This window comes from Nocardia sp. CDC153, from assembly GCF_035818515.1.
GTDB lineage: Bacteria > Actinomycetota > Actinomycetes > Mycobacteriales > Mycobacteriaceae > Nocardia.
On sequence record NZ_JAYKYU010000001.1, the window covers coordinates 346,935 to 367,207 of the forward strand.

Annotated in this window: 1 protein-coding gene (only partly in view); it reads left to right on the forward strand. The window is 70.0% G+C overall.

The features are described 5' to 3' along the window. Positions 1–20,267: the final stretch of a non-ribosomal peptide synthase/polyketide synthase gene (locus VMT65_RS01495; protein WP_326306083.1), read on the forward strand. It extends 23,893 nt beyond the left edge of the window; 20,267 of the gene's 44,160 nt are visible here — the last part of the coding sequence; the start codon falls outside the window, past its left edge; the stop codon is at positions 20,265–20,267. The last annotated feature ends 6 nt before the right edge of the window (positions 20,268–20,273 follow it).

Below are 20,273 nucleotides of genomic sequence, written 5' to 3' on the forward strand. Positions count from 1 at the left end.
TGCCCGCGCCGGTGTTCGAGGCCGCGGTGTTCCGCGCGCCCGTGACCCCGGTCGAGCAGATCGTGGCCGGTGTATTCGCCGAGATCCTCGGCCTGGAGCGGGTCGGCCTCGACGACGACTTCTTCGCCCTCGGCGGCAACTCGCTCATCGCCACCCAGGTGGCGGCGCGGCTGTCGGCCGCGCTCGACACCCACCTGGGCGTGCGCGAGATCTTCGAGTCGTCCACCGTCGCCGCGCTGGCGGCCAAGGCCGAAACCCATTCCGGCACCGGCACTCGCCAGGCGCTGGTCGCGCAGGAGCGGCCGGAGCGGCTGCCGCTGTCGCTGGCTCAGCAGCGCATGTGGTTCCTCAACCGGTTCGATCCCGAGTCGGCGGTGAACAATATTCCGGCGGCCGTGCGCCTGTCGGGTCTGGTGGACCGCCAGGCCCTGCAGATCGCCGTCGCCGACGTGCTGGCGCGCCACGAGTCGCTGCGCACCCGCTACCCGGAGATCGACGGGCAGCCGTACCAGGAGATCGTGCCCACCGGCCAGGTCATTCCGGACCTGACGCCGGTCGAGGTCTCCGAAACGGGTCTGCCGCAGGCGCTTTCGGAGCTGGTGCTGACCGGCTTCGACGTCACCGTCGACGTCCCGTTCCGGGCGCGGCTGTTCGAGGTCAGCCCCACCGAGCATGTGCTCGCGCTGGTGGTGCACCACATCTCGGCCGACGGCTTCTCCATGGGCCCGCTCACCCGCGATGTCATGACCGCCTACGGCGCGCGCGTCGAGGGCGGCGAACCGGGCTGGCAGGCCCTGGACGTGCAGTACGCCGACTACGCGCTGTGGCAGCGCGCGGTGCTCGGCGACGAGCACGACGCCGAATCGGTGATCTCCCAGCAGATCTCGTACTGGCGCGACACCCTGCGCGGCCTGCCCGACCAGCTGGACCTGCCGTCGGATCGCCCGCGCCCCGCGGTCGCCTCCGGCCGCGGCGCCACCCACGTGTTCGAGGTGGACGCCGAAACCCACGCCAAGCTGGCCGAACTCGCCCGCACCCGCGGCACCACGCTGTTCATGGTCATGCACTCGGCGCTGGCCGTGCTGCTCTCGCGCCTGTCGGGTGAGCAGGACATCGCCATCGGCACCCCGGTCGCCGGACGTGGCGAGCGGGCGCTGGACGACCTTATCGGCATGTTCGTCAACACCCTGGTGCTGCGCACCCAGGTGGACGGCGGACAGGGCTTCACCGAACTCCTGGACACGGTGCGCGGCACCGACATTCAGGCCTTCGGCCACGCCGACCTGCCCTTCGAGCGCCTGGTGGAGATCCTCAACCCGGCCCGCTCGCAGGCACGGCACCCGCTGTTCCAGGTCATGCTGTCGTTCCAGAACACCGGCATCACCGAACTGGAGCTGCCGGGCCTGACCGTGAGCGCGGTCGAACTGCCCATCGACACCGCCAAGTTCGACCTGCAACTGGTGCTCACCGAGCAGTTCGGCGCGAACGACGTCATCGGCAATGGCCACGGCTCCACCCCGGCGGGCATGAGCGCCGAACTCATCTACGCCACCGACCTGTTCGACGCGTCCACCATGGCGCGCTTCGCCGACCGCTTCGACCTGCTGCTGAAGGCCATTGCGACGCAGCCGGATCGGGCCGTGGGCGATATCGACCTGCTGGTCGGCGGCGAGCGCACCCGCGTGCTGCGCGACTGGAACCGCACCACCGCCGACGTGGATTCGGTGCTGGCGGAACTGACCTCGGGCACGCTGTCGGCCGAGACCCACACCGGTGAGATCGTGCGCACGGCCACCGGCGACGAAGGCGCGACGCTGGTCGCACTGTTCGAGGCGCAGGCCGCCCGGACCCCCGACGCGACCGCCGTCGCGTTCGAGCACGCCTATACCTCCCAACCGGCTACAGGTCTGTCCTACGCCGAGTTCTCCGGTCGCGTGCACCGGCTGGCCCGCAAGCTCGTCGAGGCCGGTGTCGGCCCGGAGAGCCTGGTGGGCTTGGGCATTCGCCGCTCCCTGGATCTCGTGATCGCCATGTACGCGATCGTCGAGGCCGGTGGCGCGTACGTGCCGCTGGATCTCGACCAGCCCGCCGACCGCATCGACTACGTGCTCGAGACGGCTCGGCCGGTGTGCGTGCTGACCACCGAGCGCGACGGGTTCACCCACGCCAGCGTGCCGACCATCGCCGTGGACACCGCGGAACTGTCGGGCTACTCCGACGCGCCGCTGACGGATGCGGATCGTCGTGCGCCGCTGCGTGGTTCGAACACCGCCTACGTGATCTTCACGTCGGGTTCGACCGGCCGCCCGAAGGGTGTGGCGGTGCCGCACTCGGCCATCGTCAACCGCCTGGTGTGGATGCAGGACGAGTACGGCCTCACCGCCGACGATGTCGTCCTGCAGAAGACCCCGGCCACCTTCGACGTGTCGGTCTGGGAGTTCTTCTGGCCCTTGCAGATCGGCGCGAAGCTGGTCGTGGCCAAGCCGGACGGGCACCGTGATCCGGTGTACCTGGCCGAAACCATTGCCCGCGAAGGCATTACGACCGCGCACTTCGTGCCGTCGATGCTGGCGGTCTTCGTCGCCGAGGCGGCCGCGAGTGCAGGTGACAGCCTGCGCCTGGTCTTCGCCTCCGGTGAGGCGCTGCCCGGCACCACCGCCCAGGAGCTGCGCCGGGTCACCGGTGCCGCCCTGCACAACCTCTACGGCCCGACCGAAGCCGCCGTCGACGTCACCTACCACGCGGTCGTCGACGCCGACATCGACTCCGTGCCGATCGGCCGCCCGGTGTTCAACACCCAGGTGTACGTGCTGGATTCGCGCCTGCACCCGGTCGCCCCGGGCATGGCGGGCGAGCTCTACCTGGCGGGCGCGCAGCTGGCGCGCGGCTATGTGGCGCGACCGGACCTGTCCGCGGACCGCTTCGTGGCCAACCCGTTCATTCCGGGTAGGCGCATGTACCGCACCGGTGACCTCGTCACCTGGACCGCCGACGGCGAGCTGGAGTACATCGGCCGCACCGACTTCCAGGTCAAGCTGCGCGGTCTGCGCATCGAGCTCGGCGAGATCGAGGCCGCGCTGACCGCTCACGAGTCGGTCGCCCAGGCCGTCGTGGTGCTGCGCTCGGACGCCCGCACCGGCGACGCGCTGGTCGCCTACGTCGTTCCGGCCGCGTCGACCTCGACCGAGCCGGTGGCCCTCGATGCCGACGCCATCGACGTCGAGGCCCTGCGCGCCCACCTGGCCGCGCAGCTGCCGTCCTACATGGTCCCGGCCGCGTTCGTGGCCCTGGGCGCGTTCCCGCTGTCCGCCAATGGCAAGCTCGACCGCCGCGCGCTGCCCGAACCCGAATTCGCCGCCCGCGAATTCCGGGCCGCCGCAACGCGGGCCGAGGAAATCGTGGCCGGCGTGTTCGCCGAGGTGCTCGGACTCGAGCGGCCCGTGGGCGCGGACGACGACTTCTTCGAACTCGGCGGCAACTCGCTCATCGCCACCCAGGTCGTGGCCCGACTGGGCGCGGCCCTCGACGCCCGGATTTCGGTCCGCACCCTGTTCGACGCCCCGACCGTGGCCGCCCTCGCCGCCCGCGTGGACGCGCAGGCGGGCACCGGCGGCCGCGCCGAACTGGTGGCCCGGGAACGGCCCGATGAGATCCCGCTGTCGCTGGCTCAGCAGCGTATGTGGTTCCTCAACCGCTTCGACACCGCCTCGGCCGTCAACAACATCCCCTTGGCCGTCCGGCTCACCGGCGACCTCGACGTGGATGCCCTGCTGGCCGCCGTCGGCGACGTGCTCGAGCGGCACGAGGTGCTGCGCACCGTCTACCCGGAGAACGCGGAAGGCCGTGGCGTGCAGGTCATCCTGCCCGCCGACCAGGTCCGCCTGGACTCGGCCGCCAATGCCGGAATCCACGGCGGCGGCACCGGCCTGGCCCCGATCGCGGTGGCCGAGGCCGACCTGCGCGAGCGCATCGCCGAACTGGTGCTCACCGGCTTCGACGTGACCGCCGCCGCCCCGGTGCGCGCCGGACTCTTCCGCGTCAGCGACGCCGAGCAAGCCACGCACGTCCTGGTTTTCGTGGTTCACCACATCTCCGGCGACGGCTGGTCGGTGCGCCCGCTGGCCCGCGACGTCATGCTCGCCTACGCCGCGCGCGCCAATGGCCAAGCGCCGCAGTGGGCCCCGCTGCCGGTGCAGTACGCCGACTTCGCGCTGTGGCAGCGCGAGACCCTCGGTGACGAGGACGACGCCGACTCGCTGATCGCCCAGCAGGTGTCCTACTGGAGCAATGAGCTGGCGGGCCTGCCCGACCAGATCGACCTCCCGTCGGATCGCCCGCGCCCGGCCGTGGCCTCCAATGCCGGTGGCGTGCACGAGTTCTCGATCGACGCCGGCCTGCTGGCCGGGCTCGAGGCGCTGGCCCGTGCGCACGGCGCGTCGCTGTTCATGGTCGTGCACGCGGCCTTCGCGGCGCTGCTGGCCCGCCTGTCCAACAGCGACGACATCGCCATCGGCACCGCGGTCGCCGGTCGTGGTGAGCAGGAGTTGGACGACGCCATCGGCATGTTCGTCAACACCCTGGTGCTGCGCACGGCCGTCGACTCGGGGGAGACGTTCACCGAGCTGCTGGCCCGCACCAAGGACACCGACCTGGCCGCCTTCGGCCACGCCGACCTGCCCTTCGAGCGCCTGGTGGAGATCCTCAACCCGGCCCGCTCGCAGGCGCGGCACCCGCTGTTCCAGGTCATGCTCTCGTTCCAGAACACCGGCGCGACCACCTTCGCACTGCCCGGCCTGGAAGTGGCGGGCGTGCCCCTGGACGTGGTCACCGCCAAGTTCGACCTGCACCTCAACCTCACCGAGCGCGCCGATGGCGACGGCATGACCGCCGAATTCGCCTACGCCACCGACATGTTCGACGCGGGCACCATCGCCGCCTTCGGTGCGCGCCTGGTGCGCACGCTGTCGGCCGTGGTCGCCGAGCCGACCGCGGTGGTCGGCGACATCGAACTGCTCGATGCCGCCGAGCGTCGCCAGGTGCTGCGGACCTGGAACGCCACCGAGTACGACGTGCAGCGGGTCGCGTTGGGCGGCAAGAAGGTCGACGCCGAGGTGACACTGGCGTCGATGTTCGCCCAGCAGTCCGCGCGGACCCCCGACCTCACCGCGCTGGTGTTCGAGGGGACGAGTCTGTCCTACGGTGAGTTCGCCGCCCGGGCGAACCAGCTGGCCCGTCACCTCATCGCCGAGGGCGTCGGACCGGATTCCTATGTGGCCCTGGGCATGCGCCGCTCCTTCGACCTGCTGGTCGGCATGTACGCCGTCACGCTCGCCGGTGGCGCGTACGTGCCGCTGGACCCGGATCACCCGGCCGAGCGCAACCAGTACGTGCTCGACACCGCGAAGCCGGTGTGCGTGCTCAGCACCGCCCGCGACGGTTTCGAAACCACCACGCGCGCACTGCTGATCGACGAGCTGGACCTGTCGGCGTACTCCGCGGCCCCGATCACCGACGCGGACCGGATCACCCCGCTGCGCGGCGACAACACCGCGTACGTGATCTTCACCTCCGGTTCGACCGGTCGCCCGAAGGGTGTGGCGGTCAGCCACAGCGCCATCGTCAACCGCCTGGTGTGGATGCAGACCGAATACGGCCTGTTCGACGACGATGTGGTGCTGCAGAAGACCCCGGCCACCTTCGACGTGTCGGTGTGGGAGTTCTTCTGGCCCTTGCAGATCGGCGCGAGGCTGGTCATCGCCAAGCCGGACGGCCACCGCGATCCGGCCTACCTGGCGGATCTGATCATCGAGACCGGTGTCACCACCGCGCACTTCGTGCCCTCGATGATGTCGGTGTTCGTGGCCGGTCTGGAGGCCGATCCGGACAAGGCCGCCGCATGCACCTCGCTGCATCAGGTCTTCGCCTCCGGTGAGGCGCTGCCCGCGCCGACCGCGCAGAAGCTGCGCGAGCTCACCGGTGCCCGCCTGCACAACCTGTACGGCCCGACCGAAGCGGCCGTCGACGTCACCTATCACGAGGTGGAGGACACCGACACGCTGTCGGTGCCGATCGGTGCGCCGGTCTTCAATACCCGCGTCTACGTGCTGGATTCGCGTCTGCACCCGGTCGCGCCGGGTGTCGCGGGTGAGCTGTACCTGTCCGGCGTCCAGCTGGCGCGCGGCTATGTCGCCCGCCCGGATCTGACCGCCGACCGCTTCGTCGCGGATCCGTTCCACGACGGCGAGCGCATGTACCGCACCGGCGACCTCGTGAAGTGGACCGGTCGCGGCGAGATCGAGTACCTGGGTCGCACCGACTTCCAGGTCAAGCTGCGCGGTCTGCGCATCGAGCTCGGCGAGATCGAATCCGCGCTGACCGCAATCGATTCCATCGCCCAGTCGGTGGTCGTGGTCCGCAGCGACGAGCGGCTCGGCGAACAGCTGGTCGGCTACGTCATCCCGACCACCGGGCACACCGTCGACCTCGACGCCGTGCGCGCCGAGCTCACCGACGCCCTGCCCGGCTACATGGTCCCGTCCGCCTTCGTGGTGCTCGACGCCTTCCCGCTCAATGCCTCCGGCAAGCTGGATCGCAAGCAGCTGCCCGCGCCGGTGTTCGAGGCCAAGGTCTTCCGCGCGCCGTCCACCCCGATCGAGGAGATCGTGGCGGGCACCTTCTCCGACGTCCTCGGCGTCGGACGGGTCGGCCTGGACGACGACTTCTTCGAGCTCGGCGGCAACTCGCTCATCGCCACCCAGGTGACCGCCCGCCTCGGCGCGGCCCTGGACACCCAGCTGGCGGTGCGTGATCTGTTCGAGGCCTCCACCGTCGCGGCGCTGGCCGCGCGGGTGGAACGCAATGCCGGGTCGGGCGCGCGTCCGCGCCTGGTGGCGGGGGAGCGGCCGGAACTGCTGCCGCTGTCCCCGGCCCAGCGTCGCTACTGGTTCCTCAACCAGTTCGACACCAGCACTTCCGCGGTCGACAACATCCCGCTCGCGGTCCGCTTCACCGGCGCGCTCGACCTGTTCGCCATGAAGCAGGCCATCGGCGATGTGATCGCCCGCCACGAGGTGCTGCGCACGGTCTACCCGCGCTCGGCCGAGGGCCCGCACCAGGTGATCCTGCCCGCCTCGCAGACCGACCTGTCGCTGGTGCCCGAACCGGTGACCGAGGCCGAACTGCTCGGCAAGATCATCGAATTCGCCATGACCACCTTCGACGTCACCGTCGAGGTGCCGTTGGCGGTCAAGCTGTTCCACATCACCGACAGTGAGACCACCCAGCACGTGCTGGCCTTCACCGTCCACCACGTCTCCGCCGACGGCTCCTCCATGGGCCCGATGGCGCGCGACATCATGGCCGCCTACGTGGCGCGCGAGAACGGCGATGTGCCGCAGTGGGCTCCGCTGCCGGTGCAGTACGCCGACTACGCGCTGTGGCAGCGCGCCGTGCTGGGCTCCGAGGACGACCCGGAATCCCTTGCCGCCAAGCAGGTCTCGTACTGGACCCGGGCCCTGTCCGGGCTGCCGGACCAGCTGGAGCTGCCCACCGACCGGCCGCGTCCCCCGGCGCAGTCGTTCCACGGCAAGGCGCTGCGCTTCGATATCGACGCCGAGCGCCACGCCAAGCTGCACGAGCTGGCGCGGGCCAACAACGCCTCGCTGTTCATGGTCGTGCACGCCGCCCTCGCGGTGCTGCTGGCCCGACTGTCCGGGACCGACGACATCGCGGTCGGCACCCCGATCGCGGGCCGCGGTGAACGCGAACTCGACGATCTGATCGGCATGTTCGTCAACACCCTGGTGTTCCGCACCCAGGTGGACGCGAACGCGACCTTCGCCGATCTGCTCTCCGAGGTCCGCGAACGCGACCTCGAGGCCTTCGCCAATGCCGACGTGCCGTTCGAGCGACTGGTCGAGGTGCTCAACCCGGTCCGCTCCACCGCGCGCAACCCGCTGTTCCAGGTGGGCCTGTCGTTCCAGAACCTGGCCGAGACCGCCTTCCAGCTGCCCGGCCTGCACGTGGCCGCCGTCGAGTTCGACTCGCAGCTGGCCAAGACCGATCTGCACGTCACGCTCTACGACCGCTACACCGAGGACGGCACCCCGGCCGAGATCCTCACCGAATTCGGTTACGCCACCGACCTGTTCGACGAATCGACCGTGCGGTCCTTCGCCGACCGGTTCGTGCGGGTGCTCGACGCCATCCTGACCGACACCACCGTCGCCGTCGGGGACATCGACCTGCTCGACGCGGAAGAGAACACGCGAATCCTGCAGCGGTGGAACAACACCGCGCAGGATGTGGACTCGGTGTTCGACGGCGCGTCGCAGGCCACCCTGGTCTCGCTGCTCGACAAGTCCGTGGCCGATGACCCCAAGGCCGTGGCCCTGGTGTCCGACACCGCCGACGGTGTCGAGTCGCTGACCTACGCCGAACTCGACGCCCGCGTGAACCGGCTCGCCCGCGAGCTCATCGCGCGCGGCATCGGTGCGGAAGACCGTGTGGCGCTGGCCATTCGCCGCTCCACCGACCTGGTGGTGGCGATGTACGCGGTCGCCAAGTCCGGTGCCGCCTACGTGCCGATCGATCCCGATCAGCCCGCCGAGCGCGTCGGCTACATCCTGGAGACCTCGGCTCCCAAGGCCGTACTCACCACGGCGGCAGTCGGTTTCGACACCGACCTGGCCGAGGTGCTGCGCATCGACGAGATCGACCTGTCGGGCCACTCGGCCAAGCCGGTCACCGATGCCGAGCGGGTGCGGGCGCTGACCGCCGCGAATACCGCGTACGTCATCTTCACCTCCGGTTCGACCGGTCGACCCAAGGGTGTGGCGCTGCCGCACGGCGCGGTCGTGAACCAGTTGCTGTGGAAGGTCACCGAATTCGGCCTCGATCCGGCCGACGCGGTGCTGCTCAAGACCGCCGCCACCTTCGACCTGTCGGTGTGGGAGTTCTGGTCCGGCGTGGCCTGCGGTGGCCGCCTGGTCATCGCCGCGCCCGACGGGCACAAGGATCCGGCCTACCTCAACGAGCTCATGGCTCGTGAGTGGGTGACCACGCTGCACGTGGTGCCGTCCATGCTCGACGCACTGCTCACCAACGGCCTGCCGGATTCGCTGTGGCGCATCCTCGCCATCGGTGAGGCGCTGCCCGGCCCGCTGGCGCAGCGTGTGCTGCGCGAGCACCCGCGCACCGAGCTGTTCAACCTCTACGGCCCGACCGAGGCCGCGGTGTCCATCACCAACCACCGCGTCACCGAGCGTGACGAGGTGTCGGTGTCCATCGGTGCGCCCGAATGGAACTCGCAGGTGTACGTGCTCGACGCGCGTCTGCGGCCGGTGCCGGTGGGCGTGTCCGGTGAGCTGTACCTGGCCGGTGCGCAGCTGGCGCGCGGCTACTTCGGCCGACCCGACCTCACCGCCGACCGGTTCGTGGCGAACCCGTTCGGCGGCAACGGTTCCCGCATGTACCGCACCGGTGACCTGGTGGCGTGGCAGGCCAACGGCGAGCTGGAGTACCGGGGTCGCACCGACTTCCAGGTGAAGATCCGCGGCTTCCGCATCGAGCTCGGCGATATCGAATCGGCGCTGCTGCGCGTGGATTCCGTCGCGTCGGCCGCCGTGGTCGCGCACACCGATCCGGTGCTGGGCGACCGCCTGGTGGCCTACGTGGTGGGTGTCGACGGCGAGCCCGACAAGAAGGAACTGCAGTCCGCGCTGGCCGCGGAACTGCCGTCCTACATGATCCCGTCGGTGTTCATGCCGCTGACCGCGTTGCCGCTCAACGCCAATGGCAAGCTCGACCGCAAGGCGCTGCCCGAGCCCACCTTCGAGAAGGCGGTCTTCCGCGCACCCGTCAGCCCGATCGAGCAGATCGTGGCGGGCGTGTTCGCCGAGGTGCTGCGCGTCGAATCCGGGCGCATCGGCCTCGACGACGACTTCTTCCAGTGGGGCGGCAACTCGCTGCTGGCCACCCAGGTCGCCGCGCGCCTCGGCGAGGCGCTCAATGCCCGGGTGCCGGTGCGACTGCTGTTCGAGGCGTCCACCGTGGCCGCGCTGGCCGCGCGGGTGGAACGCGATGCCGGGGCGGGCCGCAAGGCGCTGACCGCGGTGGCGCGGCCGGAGAACATTCCGCTGTCGCTGGCGCAGCAGCGCATGTGGTTCCTCAACCGCTTCGACACCCAGTCCGCGGCCTACAACGTGCCGGTCGCGGTGCGGCTGTCGGGCGCGCTGGACGAGGGCGCGCTGCGGGCGGCCATCGCGGATGTCGTTGCCCGCCACGAGATTCTGCGGACCATCTACCCGCAGACCGAGGACGGGCCGGTGCAGGTCATCCTGCCGCCCGCGCAGGCCGTGCCGGAGCTGGCGGTGCGGACCGTGCGCGCCGACGAGGTCGTGGGCGCGGTGGTCGAGCTGACCTCCACCGCCTTCGACGTCACCGTCGAGGTGCCGATCAAGGTGGCGCTGTTCAAGATCGAGGGCAGCGAGACCGTTCCGGCCGCCGCGCCGTCGGAGGCCGAGGCGCACGCCGCCGCGTACACCTTCGATTTCGCCGACATCGCGCCCACCGGCCAGTACCCGGCCGTGGACCCGAATGCCCCGGCGAGCGCGGAATACGTGCTCGCCCTGGTGATTCACCACATCTCCGGTGACGGCTCCTCGGTGGCCCCGCTGACCCGCGACCTGATGACCGCCTACGCGGCGCGCTCCATCAAGCAGAAGCCGGGCTGGACGCCGCTGGCGGTCCAGTACGCCGACTACTCCATCTGGCAGCGCGAACTGCTCGGCGACGAGAACGATCCGGACTCGCTGGCCGCCAAGCAGGTCGCCTACTGGAAGCAGGCCCTCGCGGGTCTGCCCGATCAGCTGGACCTGCCGGCCGATCGGCCGCGTCCGGCGGTGCAGTCCTTCCACGGCGGCAAGATCGACGTCCGCATCGACGCCGAATTGCACGCCGGGCTGGTGGAATTGGCGCGCGCCGAGGGCGCGACGCTGTTCATGGTCGTGCACACCGCGCTCGCGGTGCTGCTGGCGCGGCTGTCGGGCTCCGACGACATCGCCATCGGCACCCCGATGGCCGGTCGTGGCGAGGCGGTGCTGGACGACCTGATCGGCATGTTCGTCAACACCCTGGTGTTCCGCACGCAGGTCGAGGGCGGGCAGCCGTTCAACGAGCTGCTGGCGCGTCAGCGTGAGACCGACATTCAGGCCTACGCGAACGCCGACGTGCCGTTCGAGCGTCTGGTCGAGGTGCTCAACCCGGCGCGTTCCACCGCGCGGCACCCGCTGTTCCAGGTGGGTCTGTCCTTCCAGAACCTGACCCGCTCCACCCTGGAACTGCCGGGGCTGACCGTGTCCGGGCTTGATGTCGACACCGAGCTGTCGCAGTTCGACCTGCACCTGATCGTGTCGGACATCTACTCCGACAACGGTGCGGCCGAGGGCATTACCGGCATCCTGACCTACGCCACCGACATCTTCGACCGCGAAACCGTCGACGGCTTCGCGGAGCGGTTCGTGCACCTGCTGCGCGAGATCGTGGCCGCCCCGCGCACCGCGGTCGGCGAGATCGAACTGTTGGAGGCGGCCGAGCGGACCGAGATCCTCGACGCCCGCAACAACACCGCGCACCAGGTGGACACGGCCGCGACGCTGGTGTCCATGCTGGATGCGACCGTGGCGGCCAAGCCGACCGCCATCGCACTCATCGGGCCCGACGGGGAAACCGTCACCTACGCCGAACTCGGCGCGCGGGTCAATCAGCTGGCGCGTGAGCTCATCGCGCGCGGCATCGGCACCGAAGACCGTGTGGCCCTGGCCATTCGCCGCTCGGTGGATCTCGTGGTCGCCATGTACGCGGTCTCGGTGGCCGGTGCGGCCTACGTGCCGGTCGATCCGGATCAGCCCGCCGAACGCGTGGGCTACATCCTGGAGACGGCCGCACCCGCCTGCGTGCTCACCACCTCTCGCGACGCCTTCGAGTTCGCCGGGGGCGAGGTGCTGCGCATCGATGAGCTGGAGCTGTCCGGTCATTCGACCGCGCAGGTCCGCGCGGACGAGCGGGTGCGGGAGCTGACGGCCGCGAATACCGCGTACGTCATCTTCACTTCGGGTTCGACCGGTCGACCCAAGGGTGTGGCGCTGCCGCACGCGGCCATCGCCAACCAGTTGCAGTGGAAGACGGCCGAATTCGGGCTCGGCGCGGATGACGCGGTGCTGCTCAAGACCGCCGCCACCTTCGACCTGTCGGTGTGGGAGTTCTGGTCGGCCGCCGTGTCCGGTGGGCGACTGGTGATCGCCAGCGCCGACGGGCACCGCGACCCGGCGTACCTCAACGAGCTCATGGCTCGCGAGCGGGTCACCACGCTGCACGTGGTGCCGTCCATGCTGGATGCGCTGCTCGCCGAATCCGAAGGCACGCTGAACGATTCGCTGCGCCGGGTGCTGGCCATCGGTGAGGCGCTGCCCGCCTCGGTGGCGCAGCGCTTCCGCGCGGGCAATCCGCGGGCGTCGCTGTTCAACCTGTACGGCCCGACCGAGGCCGCGGTGTCCATCACCACGCACCTGGTCACCGACGCCGACTCCGGTTCGGTGTCCATCGGTGCGCCGGAATGGAATTCGCGGGTCTACGTCCTCGACGCGCGCCTGCGGCCGGTACCCGACGGCGTCTCCGGTGAGCTCTACCTCGCCGGTGCGCAGCTGGCGCGCGGCTACTTCGCACGACCGGATCTGACCGCGGATCGCTTCGTGGCCAACCCGTTCGCGGTCGGCGAGCGCATGTACCGCACCGGTGACCTGGTGGCCTGGTCGGCCGACGGCGAGCTGGAATACCGGGGCCGCACCGACTTCCAGGTGAAGATCCGCGGCTTCCGCATCGAGCTCGGTGAGATCGAGGCCGCGCTGTTGGCGCTGCCGGAGATCGCGCAGACCGCGGTGCTGGCCAAGTCCGACGAGCGCACCGGTGATCGCCTGGTCGCCTACCTGGTGCCGTCGGGCTCGGGTGTGGATGTGTCGCTGGTGAAGTCGGCGCTGAGCGCAGCGCTGCCGTCCTACATGGTGCCGTCGGCGTTCGTGGTCCTGGATGCCCTGCCGCTCAATGTGAACGGCAAGCTGGACCGCAAGGCGCTGCCGGAGCCCGAGTTCGAGACCACGGCCTTCCGCGCGCCGTCCACCCCGATCGAGGAGATCGTGGCGGGCGTCATCGCGGAGGTCCTGGGTGTCGAGCGCGTGGGCGCGGACGACGACTTCTTCGCCCTCGGCGGCAATTCGCTGCTCGCCACCCAGGTCGCCGCGCGCATCGGCGCGGCCCTGGACGCGCGGGTGCCGGTGCGCTCGGTGTTCGAGGCGTCGACCGTCGCCGGTCTGGCCGCCAAGGTCGAACAGCACGCCGGTGCGGGAGATCGCAAGGCGCTCACCGCCGTCGAGCGGCCCGAAAACGTGCCGCTGTCGCTGGCACAGCAGCGCATGTGGTTCCTCAACCAGTTCGACACCGCGTCGGCCGCGTACAACGTGCCCGTGGCGGTGCGGCTGACCGGTGCGCTGGATGTCGAGGCGCTGCGGCAGGCCGTGGCCGATGTGATCGGACGTCACGAGACGCTGCGGACCATCTACCCGCAGGTCGACGGGGCCGCGGTCCAGGTGATCGTGCCGGTGGCGCAGGCACTTCCGGATCTGACCCCGGTGGTCGTGTCCGCCGAGTCGGTGACCGAGCGGATCGCCGCCCTGATCACCACCGGCTTCGACGTGACCACCGAGGTGCCGGTGCACGCCGCGTTGTTCCAGGTGGAGGGAGCCGAGGCAGAGTCCAATGACGGCACCGCCGTCGTCGAGCACGTGCTCGTCTTCGTCACCCACCACATCGCCGCGGACGGCTGGTCCATGGGCCCGCTGACCCGTGACGTCATGGTGGCCTACGCCTCCCGCGCCGCGGGTATCGCGCCCGCCTGGGCCCCGCTGCCCGTGCAGTACGCGGACTTCTCGCTGTGGCAGCGCGAGGTCCTCGGCTCCGAGGACGACGAGCACAGCCTCATCGCCCAGCAGGCCGAATTCTGGCGCACCGCACTGGCGGACCTGCCCGACGAGCTGAACCTGCCCTCGGATCGCCCGCGCCCCACCGCGCAGTCCTTCCGCGGCGGCCGGGTGCTGTTCCCGATCAGCAACGAACTGCACCGGGGTCTGCAGCAGATCGCGCGCACCAACAACGCGACCATGTTCATGGTCGTGCACACCGCGCTCGCGGTGTTCCTGGCGCGGCTGTCCGGCACCTCCGACATCGCCATCGGCGCGCCCATCGCGGGCCGCGGCGAGGCCGAGCTGGACAACCTGATCGGCATGTTCGTCAACACCCTGGTGCTGCGCACCGAGGTCACCGGACAGGACGGCTTCACCGAGCTGCTGGCCAAGGCCAAGGACAGCGACCTGGCCGCGTTCGCGCACGCGGACATTCCGTTCGAGCGGCTCGTCGAGCTGCTCAACCCGGAACGGTCCACGGCGCGGCACCCGCTGTTCCAGGTGGCGCTGTCGTTCGAGAACCTGCCCGACAGCTCCTTCGAGCTGCCCGGGCTGCGGGCCTCGGCGGTCGAGTTCGAGAACGAGATCGCCAAGTTCGACCTCATGCTCACCCTCACCGAGGCCCCGGCCGACGCGGACGCGGGCATGTACGCCGAATTCGGTTACGCGCGTGACCTGTTCGACCAATCGACGGTCGAGGGCTTCGCGGATCGGTTCCTGCGTCTGCTCGGCGAGATCATCGCCGCGCCGCGCAAGGCCGTGGGCGATCTGGAGATCCTGGCCGCCGACGAGCGCGCCGATCTGGTCTCCCGCACGGGCGGTCCGGCCATCGCGCCGCGCACCCTGCCCGAGCTGCTGGCCGAGGCCGTGGCCAACAACCCGGTCGGCGAGGCCGTCGCCTTCGACGGCCAGGCCCTGGGCTACGCCGAGCTCGACGCGGCCTCCTCGCGTCTGGCGCGGGTGCTCATCGAACGCGGTGCCGGACCGGAAACCCGTGTCGCCGTGGCCATTCGCCGCTCGTTCGAATCGGTGCTGGCCATCTGGGCCGTGGCCAAGTCGGGCGCGGCGTTCGTGCCGGTGGATCCGTCCTACCCGGCCGACCGCATCGCGCACATGGTCAACGACTCCGGCGCGGTGCTCGGCCTCACGGTCGACGCCGAGGTCGAGGGGCTGCCGCCGGTCAAGAGCCTGGCGGGCTGGATCTCGCTCGACGACCAGATGGTGCAGGCCGAAATCGCCTCGCACTCGGCCGAACCCGTCACCGACGCCGAACGCTGGGGCGCCATCCGGCCCGAGCACGTGGCCTACGTGATCTACACCTCCGGTACCACGGGCATGCCCAAGGGCGTCGTGGTGACGCACGCCGGTCTGGCCAACTTCGCCACCGAGCAGATCGTGCGCTACCACCTCGACTCCGGCTCGCGCGCACTGCATTTCGCGTCGCCGTCGTTCGACGCGTCGGTACTGGAGTACCTGCTGGCCATCGGCGCGGGCGGCACGCTCGTGGTGGTGCCGCCGGGCGTGTACGGCGGCGAGGAGCTCGCCGAGGTGATCAAGCGCGAGCGGGCCACGCACGCGTTCATCACCCCGGCCGCGCTGGCGACGCTGGATCCCAAGGGTCTGGATTCGCTGCGGGTGCTGGTCGCCGGTGGTGAGGCCGTTCCGGCCGATCTGGTCGAGAAGTGGGCGATTCCGTTGGAGAACCGCACGATTCGTGCGTTCCACAATGGTTACGGCCCGACCGAGACCACGATCATGACCAATATCAGCGATGCGCTGGTGCCCGGTGACCTGGTCACCATCGGTGGACCGATCCGGGGCATGCAGGCGCTGATTCTCGATGCGCGGCTGCGGCCGGTGCCGGTCGGTGTCGCGGGTGAGCTGTACCTGTCGGGTATCCAGCTCTCGCGCGGCTACCACGACCGTCCGGGTCTGACCGCCGAACGGTTCGTCGCGAATCCGTTCGTGGCGGGGGAGCGCATGTACCGCTCCGGTGACGTGGTCCGCTGGACCCCCACCGGTGAGGTGGAATACGTGGGCCGCAACGACTTCCAGGTGAAGGTGCGCGGTTTCCGCATCGAGCTGGGTGAGATCGACGCGGCGCTGGCCTCGCACGAGACCGTGGACTTCGCGGTCACCGTGGGCCACAAGACCGAGGCCGGGGCCACCATCCTGGCGGCCTACGTGCTGCCGGTGGCGGGACGGTCCATCGACATCGCGGCCCTGACCGAGCATGTCGCGGGTCGACTGCCGGAATACATGGTGCCGACGGCGATTACGGTCCTCGACGCGATCCCGCTGACCCCGGTCGGCAAGCTGGATCGCCGGGCGCTGCCCGAGCCGGTGTTCACCGCGCGCGACTTCCGCGCGCCGGTCACCGAGATCGAGGCCAGCATCGCCGAGGTGTTCGCCGATGTCCTCGGGGTCGAGCAGGTCGGCGCGGACGACTCGTTCTTCGCGCTCGGCGGTGACTCGATCCTGTCGATTCAGCTGGTCTCGCGGGCCAAGGCGCGCGGCATCGTGTTCTCCCCGCGCGACGTGTTCGAACAGCGGACCGTCGCCGGGCTGGCCGAGGTCGCCAAGCTGGGCGGGGACACCACGCAGCAGAAGCTGGCGGAACTGCCGGGCGGCGGGGTCGGCGACATTCCGCTGACGCCGATCATGCACGCGATCCTGTCGAACAGCCCGTCCTACGAACGGTTCTCGCAGACCATGCCGCTGCGACTGCCCGACGGGATCACCCGGCCGGTGCTCGTGGGTGCCATCTCGGCGCTGTTCGACCACCACGATGTGCTGCGGTCGCGTCTGCGCGGGAACGCTTCGGAGGGCTTCGAATTCGAGGCGCTGCCGAAGGGTGCCGTCGATGTCGACGCGCTGGTGCATCGGGTCGAGCTGGCCGCGGACATCACCGACGAGGAGCTGACCCGGGTCGGCAGCATCGAATTCGATGCCGCGCTGGGCCGTCTGGATCCGGCGAATGCCGCCATGGTGCAGTTCGTCTGGTTCGCCTTCGCGCCCGAGGGGTCCGACGAGGCGCGCGTGCGCCGCGATGTGCTGCTCATCGTCGCGCACCACATGGTCGTGGACGGCGTGTCCTGGCGCATCCTGATTCCGGACCTGGGTCTGGCCTGGTCGCAGGTGGCGTTCGAGCAGCCGATCAAGCTGCCCGAGACCGGCACCTCCATGCGGCGCTGGGCGCACGCCCTGGTCGAGGAGTCGCGCTCGGAGGCTCGGGTCGCGGAACTGCCGTTCTGGCAGCGGGTCACCGAGACCCCGGACCCGCTGCTGGGTTCGCGGGCCTTCGATCCGGCGGTCGACACCTTCGCGACGGTCGAGCGCATCGAGGTCAGCGTTCCGGCGTCGGTCACCGAGGCCGTGCTCACCTCCGTGCCGGGCCTGTACCGCGGCGGTGTGAACGACGGTCTGCTCTCGGCGCTGGCCATGGCGGTCGCGCGCTGGCGCGGTGAGACCGCGGGCAGCTCGGCGCTGATCAAGCTGGAGGGTCACGGCCGCGAGGAGGAAATCGTTGCGGGCGCGGATCTTTCGCGCACGGTCGGCTGGTTCACCGCCGCCTTCCCGGTCCGACTGGACCTGCACGGCGCGGATCTGGACGAGGCGTTCGCGGGCGGAAAGGCCCTGGGCGACATCGTCAAGACGGTCAAGGAGCAGCTGCTGGCCCTGCCCGACAAGGGTCTGGGCTGGGGTCTGCTGCGGCACCTGAACCCCGAAACCTCCTCGCAGCTGCGGGATGTCGGGCAGATCAGCTTCAACTACCTGGGCCGCATGTCCGCGGGCGAGGTGCCCGAGGGCATGGCCGAGCTGGGTTGGGTGCCCGTCGATGATCTGGGTCGCCTCGACGGCGACATGGACGCCGACATGCCCGCCAACGCGACGCTCGACATCAATGCCATCGTCACCGACGGCGAGGACGGGCCGCAGCTGGGCGCGGCGTTCTCCTACCCGAGCGGGCTGCTCGAGCGGGAGCGCGTGCAGGAGTTCGCGGATCTGTTCGTGGCGGCGCTGACCGCGCTGGCCGAGCACGCCGGGCGGCCGGAGGCGGGCGGCTTCACGCCGTCCGATCTGCCGCTGGTGCGGGTCGAGCAGACCGATATCGAGGTGTGGGAGCAGACGTATCCGGCGCTGTCGGATGTGTGGCCGCTCTCGCCGCTGCAGTCGGGTCTGCTGTTCCACGCGCTGCTCACCCAGAACACGGTGGACGTCTACACGATTCAGACCGTGCTCGACCTGAGCGGTGTGGTGGACATCGACCGGCTGCGGGTGGCCGCGCAGGCCATCCTGGACCGGTACCCGAGCCTGCGGACCGCGTTCGTCACCGATGCCGACGGTCAGGCCCACCAGGTGGTGCTCGACCGCGTGGAGGCTCCGTTCACCGTCATCGATCTGACGGATCTGCCCGAGGCGCAGCGCAATCCGCGCATGCGGGAGATGATCGAGGCCGATCGCGCCGATCACTTCGATCTGTCGAGGCCGCCGCTCATGCGGTTCAACGTGTTCCGGATCAGTGACGAGCTGGTGCACCTGGTCATCACCACCCACCACATCCTGGTGGACGGCTGGTCCATGCCGCTGCTCATGCGTGATCTGCTGGTGCTGTACGCGGTGCGCGGCGACCTGTCCGCGCTGCCGCGGGTGGCGTCGTTCCGCAACTACCTGGCCTGGCTGGCCGGGCGGAACCGGGACGAGTCCATCGAGGCGTGGAAGCGCGCCCTGTCCGGCGTCACCGAGCCGACCCAGCTCGCGCCCGCCGCGACCCGGGACGAGACCTACGAGATCGGCCGCCACAGCCTGGAAATCGACGCCGAGCACACCCGTGCGCTGACCAAGCGCGCCGGGGAGCTCAATGTCACGCTGAACACGCTGATCCAGACCTCGTGGGCGGTGCTCATCGGGCGGCTCACCGGCCGCAGCGATGTGGTGTTCGGCGCGACCGTGTCCGGTCGCCCCGGCGATCTGCCGGGTGTCGAGTCGATGGTGGGTCTGTTCATCAACACGGTGCCCGTGCGCATTCGCGTCGATGACCGCCTGACCATCGGCGGGCTGCTGCAGCGCGTCCAGCACGATCAGGCCGATCTGCTCGAGCACCACCACATCGGGCTCACCGAGATCCAGCAATTGGCCGGTGCCGGAGCGGAATTCGACACCATCATGGCGTTCGAGTCCTATCCGGTCGACAAGGACGCGATCGCCGCGGCCAGCTCCATCGACGGCATGTCGGTGAGCGGTGTCGGCATCAACGACAACACGCACTACCCGATGTCGCTGGTGATCATGGCGGGCGAGACCATCGATATCTCGATGCGCTACCTCGGCAGCCGCTTCACCGCCGAGGAAGTGGCGACCCTGGCCGCGCGCTTCACCCGCATTCTGGACGCCCTGCTGGGCGATCCGGACGGGCTGGTGGGCGACATCGACATCCTCGATGCCTCCGAGCGCGCCCGCATCCTCGCCGAAAGCGCCGTCACCCCGGCCGATTCGGCGGTGGACGCGGCGCGAGTGGGTACGGCCACGGTGGCCAACGTCTTGGCCGAGGTGGTCGAGGAGGATCCGCAGGCTCCGGCGCTGCTGTCGGAGGGCGAGGAGATCGCCTACCACGTGCTGGACCGTCGCAGCTCGCAGCTGGCGCGACTGCTCATCGACCGGGGTGCGGGCCCGGGTGACATTGTCGCCGTGGCGCTTCCGCACACCGTCGACGCGGTCGTGGCGGTGTGGGCCATCCACAAGGCCGGTGCCGCGGTGCTGTTCGCCGACGGGTTGTCCTTCGGCGACATCCTCGCCGCCGGAGCGGGTTTCGGCATCGCGCAGGAGCCCGCCGCCAGCTCGGTGCGCTGGCTGGTGCCGTCCGATCCGAAGGTGAAGGCGGACCTGGCGGCCCGTCCGGCCCACCCGGTCTCCTACACCGACCGGGTGCGCCCGCTGTCCGAGACCGATCCGGCCTTCGTCTACCGCGAGGGTGAAACCTGGGTGACCCGCACCCAATCCGAGGCCCTGGACCGTGCCGCCGCCCTGCGTGCGGACAACGAGGTCGACTACGAATCGACCACGTACACAACGGCATCCACCGGGACCGCCGCGATCGACGAATTCCTGGCCTCGTCCACCGCGGGTGCCTTGTCGGTGCTTCCGACCGGCGATATTCCGTCGGATCTGGAAGACGGCGAGGTGACCCACTGGTTCACCGTCGACGGTGAACCGACCGACGCAGCGGGCGAGGAAATCCGCATCATCTCCAGCTAGCCCGTA